This is a genomic window from Micromonospora sp. NPDC005197 (assembly GCF_040608295.1).
Lineage (GTDB): Bacteria > Actinomycetota > Actinomycetes > Mycobacteriales > Micromonosporaceae > Micromonospora.
The window spans coordinates 1-12,638 of sequence record NZ_JBEXHY010000136.1 but is presented as its reverse complement, the minus strand read 5'-3'; the positions used below and the strand labels follow the sequence as shown (position 1 = coordinate 12,638).

The 12,638-nt window shown below is 73.8% G+C and carries 14 protein-coding genes; 7 read left to right on the top strand and 7 right to left on the bottom strand.

The genetic code is table 11. The features are described from left to right. Window positions 1–21 precede the first annotated feature (21 nt). The 3 genes from ABZU46_RS27335 to ABZU46_RS27325 form a co-directional block, all read right to left on the bottom strand. Window positions 22–384 (bottom strand): hypothetical protein, encoded by a 363-nt coding sequence (locus tag ABZU46_RS27335; RefSeq protein ID WP_354862247.1) that lies wholly within the window; start codon window positions 382–384, stop codon window positions 22–24. A 63-nt stretch (window positions 385–447) separates the two neighbouring features. Then, the gene (gene paaK, locus ABZU46_RS27330) at window positions 448–1,755 is read right to left on the bottom strand and encodes a phenylacetate--CoA ligase PaaK (RefSeq protein WP_354862246.1); all 1,308 of its coding nucleotides are present in this window, start codon (window positions 1,753–1,755) and stop codon (window positions 448–450) included. Between the two features lie 78 nt (window positions 1,756–1,833). Next, window positions 1,834–2,283 (bottom strand): MarR family transcriptional regulator, encoded by a 450-nt coding sequence (locus ABZU46_RS27325; protein WP_124816318.1) that lies wholly within the window; start codon window positions 2,281–2,283, stop codon window positions 1,834–1,836. A 136-nt stretch (window positions 2,284–2,419) separates the two neighbouring features. Here ABZU46_RS27325 and ABZU46_RS27320 point away from each other — a divergent pair, with 136 nt between their 5' ends. The 7 genes from ABZU46_RS27320 (at window position 2,420) to ABZU46_RS27290 (ending at window position 8,976) form a co-directional block, all read left to right on the top strand. Continuing rightward, window positions 2,420–3,640 (top strand): MFS transporter, encoded by a 1,221-nt coding sequence (locus tag ABZU46_RS27320; protein WP_354862244.1) that lies wholly within the window; start codon window positions 2,420–2,422, stop codon window positions 3,638–3,640. A 142-nt stretch (window positions 3,641–3,782) separates the two neighbouring features. After that, complete coding sequence (locus ABZU46_RS27315) at window positions 3,783–4,541, top strand: class I SAM-dependent methyltransferase (protein ID WP_354862242.1); 759 nt, start codon at window positions 3,783–3,785, stop codon at window positions 4,539–4,541. Window positions 4,542–4,696: 155 nt separating this feature from the next. Then, on the top strand, window positions 4,697–5,173 hold the full coding sequence (locus ABZU46_RS27310) for a CrcB family protein (protein ID WP_354862240.1): 477 nt from the start codon (window positions 4,697–4,699) through the stop codon (window positions 5,171–5,173). Continuing rightward, the gene (crcB, locus tag ABZU46_RS27305; protein ID WP_354862238.1) at window positions 5,170–5,532 is read left to right on the top strand and encodes a fluoride efflux transporter CrcB; all 363 of its coding nucleotides are present in this window, start codon (window positions 5,170–5,172) and stop codon (window positions 5,530–5,532) included. Before ABZU46_RS27310 ends, crcB begins: the two co-directional genes overlap by 4 nt. An 89-nt stretch (window positions 5,533–5,621) precedes the next feature. Further along, window positions 5,622–6,146: a PadR family transcriptional regulator gene (locus ABZU46_RS27300; protein ID WP_354862237.1), complete on the top strand. Its 525-nt coding sequence runs from the start codon at window positions 5,622–5,624 to the stop codon at window positions 6,144–6,146. Continuing rightward, window positions 6,143–6,823, top strand: coding sequence for an ABC transporter ATP-binding protein (locus tag ABZU46_RS27295; protein WP_354862235.1), 681 nt, complete (start codon window positions 6,143–6,145; stop codon window positions 6,821–6,823). The genes ABZU46_RS27300 and ABZU46_RS27295 overlap by 4 nt, the downstream gene beginning before the upstream one ends. Beyond that, window positions 6,820–8,976 (top strand): FtsX-like permease family protein, encoded by a 2,157-nt coding sequence (locus ABZU46_RS27290; RefSeq protein WP_354862233.1) that lies wholly within the window; start codon window positions 6,820–6,822, stop codon window positions 8,974–8,976. The genes ABZU46_RS27295 and ABZU46_RS27290 overlap by 4 nt, the downstream gene beginning before the upstream one ends. A gap of 3 nt (window positions 8,977–8,979) precedes the next feature. Here the strand turns inward: ABZU46_RS27290 and cobA are convergent, their stop codons facing one another. From cobA to cobJ, 4 genes are all read right to left on the bottom strand, one after another. After that, window positions 8,980–10,605 (bottom strand): uroporphyrinogen-III C-methyltransferase, encoded by a 1,626-nt coding sequence (gene cobA, locus ABZU46_RS27285; RefSeq protein ID WP_354862232.1) that lies wholly within the window; start codon window positions 10,603–10,605, stop codon window positions 8,980–8,982. Then, window positions 10,602–11,198, bottom strand: a complete 597-nt coding sequence (locus ABZU46_RS27280) for a precorrin-8X methylmutase (RefSeq protein WP_354862230.1) — start codon at window positions 11,196–11,198, stop codon at window positions 10,602–10,604. The genes cobA and ABZU46_RS27280 overlap by 4 nt, the downstream gene beginning before the upstream one ends. Next, window positions 11,195–11,392 carry a 4Fe-4S binding protein gene (locus ABZU46_RS27275; RefSeq protein ID WP_354862228.1) on the bottom strand — a complete coding sequence of 66 codons (198 nt, stop codon included), beginning with the start codon at window positions 11,390–11,392 and terminating at the stop codon, window positions 11,195–11,197. The genes ABZU46_RS27280 and ABZU46_RS27275 overlap by 4 nt, the downstream gene beginning before the upstream one ends. After that, on the bottom strand, window positions 11,380–12,638 hold a 1,259-nt coding region (cobJ, locus tag ABZU46_RS27270), incomplete at its 5' end, for a precorrin-3B C(17)-methyltransferase (RefSeq protein WP_354862227.1). The genes ABZU46_RS27275 and cobJ, both read right to left, overlap by 13 nt.

The window sequence follows — 12,638 nt, the reverse complement described above, 5'->3', positions numbered from 1 at the left end:
CCTCGAAACGGGTCAAGCCCGTCAGCCGATCGTGGAAAGATACACCACCAGATCCGGTCGCCACCCGGTGGCCAGCGTGACGACCGGGTCGGTGAGCTGGTCGTTGAGGGCGCCGAAGAGCAGCCCGGCGCCCCGGGTGCCGGCGGTGCCGGCCAGTTCGGCGCGCGCGATCAGCGGATGGCGGGGAAGGACCCGCAGCGCGATCCGGCCGAAGTCGAAGCCGGGCGCGACGTCGTGCACGGCCAGACCTGCGCCGGCGGCGGCCATCGCCCCACCGCCGGTGGCCACCAGCACGTCGTGGCCGGCGTCGCGCAGCGCGACGGCCAGCGGCACCAGGGGAAAGACGTGCCCGACGAGCGGGGCGGAGACCACCAGCACGCGCATCTCGCGGATCCTATGTCGACACCGCCGGGCGCGGTGCCCCGTTGACCCCGCGCCGCCGCGCCGTCAGTCGCCGTCGCGCTGGTCGACGATGCGGCGCATCTTGCCCATCGACCGTTCCACCGAGTCCGGGGCGAGCACCGCCACCGCGACGCTCACCCCGATGGTGTTCTTCACCAGCTCGACCAGCGCCGCGCCGGCCCGCTCGGCGGCGTCCACGGCCACCCCGACGCGCCGCTCCACCCGTACGGTCAGGGTGTCCAGCCGGCCGCGCCGGTCGAGGACGCACTGGAAGTGCGGCGACAGCTGCGGCGTGCGCAGGATCAGCTCCTCGATCTGCGTGGGGAAGACGTTCACCCCGCGAACGATCATCATGTCGTCCGTCCGGCCGGTGATCTTCTCGATCCGGCGCATCGGCCGCGCGGTGCCGGGGAGCAGCCGGGTGAGGTCCCGGGTGCGGTAGCGCACCACCGGCATCGCCTCCTTGGTCAGCGAGGTCAGCACCAGCTCGCCCCGCTCACCGTCGGGCAGCACTACCCCGGTGACCGGGTCGATGATCTCCGGGTAGAAGTGGTCCTCCCAGAGGTGCAGCCCGTCCTTGGTCTCGACGCACTCGGTGGCCACGCCGGGGCCCATCACCTCGGAGAGCCCGTAGATGTCGACCGCGTGGATGTCCAACCGCTGTTCCATCTCGCGGCGCATGTCCTCGGTCCACGGCTCCGCGCCGAAGATGCCGACCCGCAGCGAGGTGGTGCGGGGGTCGACGCCCTGGCGCTGCATCTCGTCGACGATGGCGAGCATGTAGCTGGGCGTGACCATGATGACCTCGGGTTCGAAGTCGCGGATCAGCAGCACCTGCCGTTCGGTCATGCCGCCGGAGACCGGGATGACCGTGCAGCCGAGTTCCTCGGCCCCGTAATGGGCGCCCAGACCGCCGGTGAAGAGCCCGTAGCCGTACGCGACGTGCACGCGGTCGCCGGGACGGCCGCCGGAGGCGCGGATGGACCGGGCCATCAGCCGGGCCCAGGTCCGCAGGTCGTCGCGGGTGTAGCCGACCACTGTGGGTCGACCGGTGGTGCCGGAGGAGGCGTGCAGTCGGGCGACCCGCTCCCGGGGTACGGCGAACATGCCGAACGGGTAGTTGTCACGCAGCTCCGCCTTGCCGGTGAACGGGAAGCGGGCCAGGTCGGCGAGGTCGCGGCAGTCGTCGGGGTGCACGCCGGCGGCGTCGAACGCCCGGCGGTAGTGCGGCACGTGGTCGTACGCGTGCCGCAACGACCAGCGCAGCCGTTCGCGTTGCAGGGAGCGCAGCTCGTCGATGTCGGCGCGCTCGATCGGCTCCAGCTCTTCGGGACGAGGGGTGCGGTCCTGCATCGCCTGCCTCCTTGCGCGACGGTCCCGGTGCGGGCTGCGGGTACCGTACGCCCGCCGTCGCCCGGGCCGGCGGGGCGGTCAGCGGGCGGCTGGCAGCCGGTGCAGGGCGTCGACCAGTGGCGCCAGCTCGGGGGTGGCCTCCGCCTCGGCGAGCGCGTCGGTGAGCACCCGGTCGTGGGTCGGTCGGGTCTGGGCGAGCAGCTCGGAGCCGGCCGGGGTCAGCTCGGTGTAGATGCCGCGCCGGTCGTCGGCGCAGAGGATCCGGGTGAGCAGCCCCCGCTGCTCCAGGCGGGTGACCAGCCGGGTGGTGGCGCTACCGGAGAGCGCGGCGGCGCGGGCGAGCTGGCTCATCCGCATGTGCCAGCCGTCCTGGCGGGACAGCGCGTCGAGCACCGTGTATTCGACGACGGACAGGCCGTGGCCGGCCTGTAGGGCCCGCTCCAGGGACGTCTCGATCAGCCCGTGCAGGGCGGCGAGGGTGCGCCAGCCCTGCGCGCGGATCTCGACCGCGTCGTCGGCGATGCCCATGGCGGCCTCCTCGGTGTGATCTGAACGGGCCCCAGGCTACCACGCTTGCGCCGATATCAAGCGCGTGCAAGTATTTCTTTGCCGGCGCGTGTAGTTGCACGCGCCGCATATCTGTTCCCCTCTTGATGGGAAGAACATGTCCGTACGCCACAAGTCCCTGCCGCCCGGCCTGATCGCGCTGGCCATCGGCGCCTTCGGCATCGGACTCACCGAGTTCGTGATCATGGGGCTGCTGCCCGAGGTGGCCGCGGACTTCGCGGTCACCGAGCCGGTGGCCGGCTGGTTGATCTCCGGCTACGCGCTCAGCGTGGCCGTCGGCGGGGTCGCCCTCACCGCGGCGGTCACCCGACTGCCCCGCAAACCGGTGCTGCTCGGCCTGATGGTGCTCTTCATCATCGGCAACCTGCTCTCCGCCGTCGCCGGCGACTACGCCGTGATGATGGCCGGTCGGATCGTCGCCGCGCTCTGCCACGGCGCGTTCTTCGGCATCGGCGCGGTGGTCGCCGCCGGCCTGGTCGCACCGGCCCGCCGGGCGGGCGCCATCGCCATGATGTTCGCCGGCCTGACCATCGCGAACGTGCTCGGCGTGCCCTTCGGCACCTTCCTCGGGCAGCACTTCGGCTGGCGGTCGACGTTCTGGGCGATCACCGCCATCGGGGTGGTCGCCCTGATCGGGCTGGCCCTGCTCATTCCCACCGGCGACACCGCGGACGCCGACCGCCCGGCGGGCGGGCTGCGCGGCGAGTTGCGGGCCTTCACCCACCCCCAGGTCTGGCTCTCCCTGGTGATCACCGTCCTGGGCTTCGGCGGGATGTTCGGCGCGTTCACCTACATCGCCTACACGCTCACCGAGGTCAGCGGCTTCGCCACCAGCACCGTGCCGTGGCTGCTCGTCCTCTTCGGAGTGGGGCTCTTCGCGGGCAACCTGCTCGGCGGCCGGGCGGCGGACAGGTCACTGTCACGCACCCTGGTCACCGTCCTGGCGGTGCTCACCGTGGTGCTCGTCGGCTTCGCGCTGACCGCCACCAACCCGGTGCTGACCATCGTCGCGCTGGTGCTGATGGGTGGGTTCGGCTTCGCCACCGTGCCGCCGCTGCAGATGCGGATCATGCGCTACGCCCACCAGGCGCCGACCCTGGCGTCCGGGGCGAACATCGCCGCGTTCAACCTCGGCAACGCGTTGGGCGCCTGGATCGGCGGGGTGACCATCGCCGCCGGACTCGGCTACACCTCGCCGATCTGGGCCGGCGCCGCGCTCACCCTGGCCGGCCTGGGCGTGCTCCTCGGGGCGCTGCGGCTGGCCCGTCGTAACGAGCCGACCCGGGCCGACGCGAGCCTGGTGGACACGACGGTCTGACCCCGCCGGGAGGACAACGCCGGGCCGGGCAGCTGCCCGGCCCGGCGTCGCTCTGATCATCGCCCTGCCATCTTCCCGCAATTGCAAAAGATGTGCAACAAGGTCTGGACAACGCCCTGGGCCCGTAACTAGCCTGATCGCTATGAGTCCTTACATCGCGGATCCCTGGGCCTGGCAGGAGAGCTGGGACCGCCAGCAGGAGGCCTACCTCCCGGACCGGGAACACCGGTTCACCGCCATGCTCGACACCGTCGAAGCGGTCCTCGACGGCCGGCCGCCGCGGGTGCTCGACCTGGCCGGCGGCACCGGCACCATCTCGCTGCGGACCCTCGCTCGCTTCCCCGCCGCCGAGGCGACCCTGGTCGACCTCGACCCGGCGCTGCTCGCCATCGCCAGCGCCTCGCTGGCCGACCGCGCCACCATCATCACCGCCGACCTCGGCGCCGCCGAGTGGCGCTCCACGCTCCCGCACCAGGAGTACGACGCCGTGCTCACCGCCACCGCCCTGCACTGGCTGCCGGCCGACCGACTCGGGCAGCTCTACGCCGAGCTGCGCGACGTGCTGCGACCGGGCGGCGTCTTCGTCAACGCCGACCACATGCCGGACGACACCCTGCCGGAGCTGACCAAGCGGCTGATGGATCGGGCCCGGGACCGGCGCAACGCCCGGTACGCCGCCGGCTCGATGCTGTCCTGGTCCAACTGGTGGGAGCGGGCCGGCGCCGACCCGGCGCTCGCCCCGCTGGTCGCCCAACGACACGCCATCTACCCGACCGGGCACAGCCCCGAGTGGAACCCACCGGTTTCCTGGCACCTGGCCGCGCTGACCGCGGCCGGCTTCAGCGAGGTCGGCACGGTCTGGCGAGGCGGCCCGGACGCCGCCGTCGCGGCAGTTCGCTGACAACGGCAGCGCGTTGACGCCACCGCGCGCCGGCAGCGCGTTGACGCCGGCTGGCGCCGGCAGCGGGTTGAGGCCGCTGGCCCCGGCAGTGCGTTGAGGCGGCCCAGCCGGCGGTGCGTCAACGCCGGCTGGCGCCGGCACTACGCTGAGGAGCCGTGCCAGAGCCGTTCGAGCCGCGTACCGACCCCGACGTCGACCTGCGGGTCCCCGCCGACCGCCGCGAGCTGACCGCGCACCCCGCGACGATTCTCGCCGTGATCGCGGCCGGCGGGGCGCTCGGCGCGCTGGCCCGGGCCGGTCTGCAACACGTCGCCCCGCACGCGCCGACCGCCTTCGGGTGGGCGACGTTCGGCGTCAACGTGTCCGGCTGCCTGCTGATCGGTGTGCTGATGGCGGTGCTCGGGCACCTCGGCGGTGGGCACCCGCTGGCCCGCCCGTTCCTCGGGGTCGGGGTGCTCGGCGGGTTCACCACGTTCTCCACCTACGCGGTCGACGTCCAGCAGGCCCTCGTGGCGGGCGCACCGGGCGTCGCGCTGGCGTACCTGGCCGCGACGGTGCTCGGGGCGCTCGTCGCGGTCGGGTTGGGCGACGCCGCCGCCACCGGACTGCTGCGACGCCGGGTCGCCCGATGACCGTGCTGCTCATCGCCCTGGGGGCGGCCGTCGGCGCGCCGCTGCGCTACCTCACCGACCGGGCCGTGCAGTCCCGCCACGCCTCGGCGTTCCCCTGGGGCACGTTCAGCGTCAACGTGGTCGGGTCGCTGCTGCTCGGCGTCCTGGTCGGGTGGCCGGTCGACCCCGCGGTCAGCGCGCTGCTCGGCACCGGGTTCTGCGGCGCCCTGACCACCTACTCCACCTTCAGCTACGAGACGTTGCGGCTGACCAAGGGTGGTCATCGGCTGCTCGCGCTGGCCAACGTGCTCGGCAGCGTCGCGGCCGGGCTCGCCGCGGCCACCACCGGCTACGCCCTGGCCCGCGCCCTGCTGGGCTGACCTCCGCACGCCATGCCCTGAGCAAGGGGCCAACCGAGAACACCCCGAGGGTATATACGCGAGGTATACCCTCGGGGTAGTCTCCTGGCATGAGCGTGCCTCTGACCCTTCTCGGCCTCCTCGAACGGGAGCCCAGCCACGGCTACGACCTGAAGCGCGACTACGACGCGTTCTTCGGTCGGGGCAAGCCACTGCCGTTCGGCCAGGTCTACTCCACCCTCAGCCGCCTGGCCCGCGACGGCAAGGTGGTGATCAGCGACGTCGCGCCCGGCTCGGGCCCCGACCGCAAGCGCTACGTCATCACCGACGTCGGCGCGACCGAGGTCGAGCAGTGGCTGACCCAGCCGGTCGACCCGGAGCCGCACCTGCAGACGGTGCTCTTCGCCAAGGTCGTGCTCGCGCTGATGCTCGACCGGCCGGCCGCCGAGTACCTCGACACCCAGCGCAGCGCGCACCTGCAGCGGATGCGTGAGCTGACCGAGATCAAGCGCGCCGGCAGCCTGGTCGACGCGCTGCTCGCCGACCACGGCCTGTACCACCTGGAGGCGGACCTCCGGTGGATCGAGATGACCGGCGCCCGCCTGGACGCCCTGCGGAAAGAGGTGCGGCCATGAGCGTCGTGATCGAAGCACGGGACGTGGAATTCGCCTTCGGCCAGACACCCGCCCTGCGCGGCGCCAGCGTCGCCGTGGACGCCGGCGAGATCCTCGCCATCATGGGCCCCAGCGGCTCGGGCAAGTCCACTCTGCTGCACTGCCTGGCCGGCATCCTCGTGCCCAGCTCCGGCGAGATCCTCTTCGACGGGGCCAGGGTCCACGCCATGGCCGAGACCGAGCGCAGCAGCCTGCGCCGCGACCGGTTCGGCTTCGTGTTCCAGTTCGGCCAGCTCGTCCCCGAGCTGACCGCGGTGGAGAACGTCGCCCTGCCGCTGCTGCTCAGTGGCGTACACCGCAAGCAGGCGTTGCCCAAGGCGTACGCCTGGTTCGCGCGCCTCGGCCTGGACGGCCTGGAGCAGCGCCGCTCGGGCGAGCTCTCCGGCGGGCAGGCGCAACGCGTCGCCCTGGCCCGCGGCCTGGTCGCCGAGCCGCAGGTGCTCTTCGCCGACGAGCCGACCGGCGCGCTCGACTCGCTCACCGGCGAGCACGTCATGGACCTGCTGGTCAGCGCGGCCCGCGAGCAGGGCACCACTGTCATCCTGGTGACCCACGAGGCCAGGATCGCCGCGTACGCCGACCGCGAGGTCATGGTGCGCGACGGGCGCGTCAACGCTCCGGACCGGATCGCCTCATGATCCGCTTCGGGCTCCGCCTCGCCCTGGCTGGCGGCCGGGAGGCACTCACCCGCCTGCTCGTCATCGCCGCCGCCGTCACGATCGGCAGCGGGCTGCTGCTGACCACCCTCGCCGGGGTCAACGCGGTCGACGCCCAGCTCACCCGCTACGCGTCGATCTATCCCCAGGCCTCCACCGCCGGCGCCGCCGATCCACTGTGGTGGTCGACGCGGGACGACTTCTTCCACAGCAAGCAGATCCTCCGGATCGACGTCGCCGCCACCGGACCGACCGCGCCCACCCCGGCCGGGATCCCGAGCACTCCGGGCCCCGGCGAATTCTACGTCTCGCCGGCGCTGCGGGAACTGTTCGCGGCACAGCCGGCCGATCAGCTGGCCGACCGATACCCGGGGCGTGACCTGGGCACCGTCGGACCGTCCGGGTTGACCTCACCGGACGCGCTGCTCGCCATCGTGGGCGGCACGCCGGACAGCGTCGCCAAGCTGCCCAACTCCCGGCAGGTCGCCAACCTCGATGACAAGCCCGCCCTCCCCGAGACCACGGTGAACCTCATCCTGGGTGTGATCGCCGGCGGGCTGCTCTTCCCGGTGCTGATCTTCATCGGCACCGCGACCCGGCTCAGCGCCGCCCGCCGGGAGCAGCGTTTCGCCGCGATGCGCCTGGTCGGCGCGACACCCCGGCAGATCTCGACGGTCGCCGCGGTGGAGGCGGCGGCCGCCGCCGTCGCCGGCACCGCCGTCGGCTTCGGCCTGTTCTACGCGTTCCGGGGCTCGCTCGCGGGCATCCCGTTCACCGGCATGCCGTTCTTCCCCGGCGACATGTCCCTGGGCCTGCTGAACGTCCTGCTCGTGGCGCTCGGCGTCCCGGCCGGCGCGGCGCTGGCCGCCCAGGTCTCGCTGCGCCGCGTACGGATCTCGCCGCTGGGCGTGACCCGGCGGGTCACCCCCCGCGCGCCGCGCGCGTACCGGCTGATCCCGATGCTGCTCGGTGTCGCCGTGCTGGTGTTCGCGCTCGGCTACCGGCCCGAGTCGTCCGACGGTCAGACCGCGATCTTCCTGCCCGGCCTGCTGCTCATCATGGCCGGCCTGGTCTTCGCCGGCCCGTGGTTGACGATGGTCGGTGCCCGGGTGATGGCCCGGTACGCCAACCGTCCGGCCACGCTCATCGCCGCGCGACGCCTCGCCGACAACCCGAAGGCCGGCTTCCGGGCGATCAGCGGCATCATGCTCGCGCTCTTCGTCACGAGCGTGGCCGTCGGCGTGATCACCACGATCGTCGATGAACGTGGCCCGGCCCCGGTCGGCTCGACCGACGCCGGCACGGTCACCACCGTCTTCGACGAGAAGGCGACGTCGGTGCCGGACACGCTCTTCGCCGAGTTGCGGGCGATCAGCGGCGTGCGGTCCGCGACCGCCATCCGGGAAGACCCGGACATGATCAGCGGTGGCGAGGGCGGATTGTTGGCGTGCGCCGACCTCCCGAGCGCGTACGGCCGGTGCGCCGAGGGCGCGAGCGTCATCGAGGTGCCGATAGGCCTCAGCCGCTGGCGGGAGTCGGCGTCACCCGCGACGGTCTGGCCCGCCGCGTCTCTCACCCTCGACGACCTCCACCGGCTACCGGTCGGATCGATAAGCGTCGGCACGGACGGCTCCGCCGCAACCATCGAGCGCGTCCGCACCGTGCTGGAGGTCGCCTTCCCGACCTTCTGGGTGGGGCCGAACGTGCCCGGCGACTTCGAGTCGGACTTCGCCGACACGCTGCGCGGCTGGGAACAACTGGCCAACGTCATCATCATCGCCAGCCTCGCGCTCGGCGGGTGCAGCCTCGCGGTGAGCGTCATCGGCGGCCTGACCGAACGCCGCCGTCCGTTCAGCCTGCTGCGCCTCAGCGGCGCTCCGGTGCGGGTCCTGCGACGGGTGGTGGCGCTGGAGAGCGCCGTACCGATGCTCGCCGTCGCCGCGCTCGCCATCGGGATGGGCCTGCTCGCCGCGCATCTGTTCCTGCGGGCACAGATGGACTACACGCTGGTCGCGCCGGGGCCGCGCTTCTACGTGATCGTCGTCGTCGGGCTGGTCGCCTGCCTCGGCGTCATCGCCTCCACGTTGCCGCTGCTGCAACGCATCACCGGGCCGGAGACCGCCCGCAGCGAGTAGCCGTCAGGCGCTCGGCCCGGTGGCCGCGAGAGCGACCACCGGGCCGAGCACGAAGACGGCCGGCGGGCCGATGCCCTCGCGGGCGGCGACCGCGCCGATCTCGTCCAGTCGGGCCGGCACGGACCGCTGGCCGGGCAGACCGGCGTCCTGCACGGCCAGCACCGGGGTCTCCGGAGCCCGACCGTGCTCGACCAGCACGGCCGCGATCTTCGCGATGGTGTCCACGGCCATCAGCAGCACGACGGTGCCCCGGGCGCGGGCCAGCGCCGCCCAGTCGACAAGCGAGTCGGGGTGCCCGGGCGGCAGATGCCCGGAGACCACGGTGACCTCGTGCGCCACACCCCGGTGCGTGACCGGCACGCCGGCGAGGGCCGGCGCGGCGAGGGCACTGCTGACCCCCGGGACCACCGTCACCGGTACGCCGGCCGCCGCGCAGGCCTGCACCTCCTCGTGGCCGCGTCCGAAGACGTACGGGTCGCCGCCCTTGAGCCGCACCACCCGGCGACCGGCCTTGGCGTGCGACACCAGGGCCGCGTTGATCGCGTCCTGGGCCATCGACGGGCCACGGGGCACCTTCGCGGCGTCGATGACCAGCACGTCGGGGCGCAGCCCGGCGAGCAGCCCCTGCGGGGCGAGCCGGTCGACCACCACGACGTCCGCGGCGTCGAGCAGCGCCCTGCCGCGTACCGTGATCAGGTCGTCGGGCCCCGGCCCGCCGCCGACCACGGCGACCGAGCCGTGATCATGGTGGTCGTGCCCGTGGTGGTGATGGTGATGGCCGACCGGGTCGTCGGGGTGGTCGTGCGGGCGTTGCGGGCGACCCACCTTGTCCGCGAAGCCGGGCATCAACACGCGGTACGCGCAGGTGTCGCAGTTCATCCGAATGTCCCCGCCCAGCGCCTCGGCGTGGCGTTCGAGCACCAGATCCGCGAGGGCGTCACAGTCGCCGATCACCTCGGCGACCCGGACGTCCAGGTCGGGGTGCGCGGCGGCGAACTCCGCCGACTGGGCGACGATCCGGTCGGGCAGCACCCCGGCGAACAGGAAGTACGGCGCCACGACGATCCGCCGCGCGCCGAGCCGGCGCAACCGGTCCAGCACCTCCGGCACCGACGGCTGCGCCAGCGAGATGAAGCCCGGCTCGACACCCGCGTAGCCGCGTCCCTCCCAGAGCAGCCGGGCGACCTTGGCCACCTCGGCGTTGGCGTCCGGGTCGGTGGACCCCCGCCCGATCAACGCCACCCACGTGCCGGCCCGGTCGGCACCCGCCAACGCGGCGTCGATGCGCTCTTCGAGGGCCGTGTGCAGCAGCGGGTGGGGGCCGAGCGGACGTCCGTAGCGGTACGTCAGCCCGGGGTGCCGCTCCTGCTCACGGGCCATCGCGGCGGGGATGTCGCCCTTGCCGTGCCCGGCGCCGGTGAGCACCAGCGGCAACGCGACGAGGGCCCGGTGCCCGCGCGTGACGAGCGCGCCGACCGCGTCGGTCAGCGGCGGGCGGGACAGCTCGATGAAGCCGCCCTCGACGTCCGCGACGTCACCGCGACGGCGGACCCGCTCGACGAGCGCGGCGAACTGGTCGACCCCGGCAGCGCTGCGCGTGCCGTGCCCGACGATGACCAGACCGGTCATGACCTCTCCTCGGTGTAGAGCAGGGCGTTGAGGGCGGCGGCGGCGACCGCCGAGCCACCCTTCTCGCCCACGTTGGACACCCCGGGCAGGCCGCTGGCCCGCAGCGCCGCCTTCGACTCGGCGGCGCCCACGAAGCCGACCGGCAGGCCGACGACCAGCGCGGGCGTGGCGTCCAGGGTGAGCAGTTCGACGAGCGCGGTGGGCGCGCAGCCGACCACCCACACCGCGCCGGGGCCGACCCGGTCCAGCGCGATCCGCACGGCGGCCGCCGAGCGGGTGATGCCGGCCGCGCGGCCCAGCTCGGCGGCGGCCGGCTCGGCGACCGGGCAGACCAGCTCCAGGCCGGCGCGGGTGATGCCGGCGGCGACCATCGCCACGTCGGTGACCACTGGCGCACCGGCGCGCAGCGCCGCCAGCCCCGCTTCCAGGGCGGCCTCGTCGCAGACCAGGTCGTCGACGTACGCGAGGTCGGCGCTGGCGTGTACCACCCGTTCGGTCACCGCTCGGCTCAGCGGCGGCAGGTGCGACAGGTCGACCCGCTCGCGCAGGATGCGGTACGACTCGACCTCGATCGGATGCACCACCCGGCTCATCGGGCTCCTTCGCAGGGGTCGGGCTGGCCGACGCGGATCGCGTCGACCGGGCAGATCTCCAGGCACTCCAGGCAGCCGGTGCAGCGGTCGGCGCGTACCGTCAGGCCGCCGACGACCGGCCGGATCGCGTGCGTGGGGCAGGTCAGCAGGCAGGCGCCGCAGCCCTGGCAGGCGCCGATGGTCACGATCGCCACCGGTACCCCCGGGGCGTGACCATCCGGCCGGCGACCAACCGGGTGTCGCTGTTGCCGACCACGACGAGGCTGTACATGTCGACGATGGCCGGGTCGAGCGTGGCCAGCGTCGCCAGGTGCACCCGCTCGCCGGGGCGGCTGGCGTTGCGCACCACGCCGACCGGGGTGTCCGGTGGCCGGTGCGCGGCGAGGATGCCGAGCGCCTTGCCGAGCTGCCAGTCGCGCGCCCGGCTGCGCGGGTTGTAGAACAGCGTCACGAAGTCACCCTCGGCGGCGGCGGTCACCCGCCGCTCGATGACCTCCCACGGGGTGTGCAGGTCGGACAGGCTCACGTAGGCGTGGTCGTGGCCGAGCGGCGCGCCGAGCAGCGCCCCGGCGGCGAGGGCGGCGGTCACCCCGGGCACGCCCACCACGTCGATCCGCTCGTCGGCGTACTCCAGGGCGGGGCTCGCCATCGCGTACACCCCGGCGTCGCCGGAGCCGATCAGCGCGACCGCCCGGCCGGCGGCGGCCTCGGCGACGGCCGCGCGGGCCCGCGCCTCCTCCGCGCCAAGCCCGCTGGACAGCACCCGGGTGCCCGGCCGCAGCACGTCCCGCACCTGGTCGAGGTACTGGTCCAGGCCGACCACCACCGCCGCGCGACGCAACTCCGCCACCGCGCGGGGGGTCCGCAGGTCGGCGGCGCCCGGCCCGAGGCCGACGACGGCGAGCCGGCCGCGCGGCGCGTGCCGGGCCACCGCGACGGTCGCCATCGCCGTCGCGGTCTTGCCGACCAGCAGCGTCGCGTCGTCGGACCGGCCGTCCGGTCCGAGCAGCGCCGCGGCCTCCGCGACGCTCGGCGTGCCGACCGCGGCGCGGACCACCTCGCTGGGATGCGGCACGTCGACAGTTGCCAGCCGCGTCGCCGGCCAGGTCACCAGGGGTACGCCGAGCGCGTCGGCGGTGCTGCGGATGCCCGCCTCGTCGGCCTTGATGTCGGCGGTGGCCAGGCAGCGCAGGCTGGCCGGGTCGAGGCCGGCCTCGGCCAGCACCCGGTGCAGCAGCTCCGCCACCTCGGCGGCGGGTACGCCCCGACTCGCGCCGACGCCGGCGACCAGCGACGGCGGCCGCAGCACGGCGGTCCGCTCGTCGAGCGGCACGACGCGGTCGGTGACCAGCAGCCGGTACCCGGCGCTGCCGCCGGCGGGGCCGCTGCCGGCGGGGCCGCTGCCGGCGGGGCCGCTGCCGGCGGGGCCGCTGCCGGCGG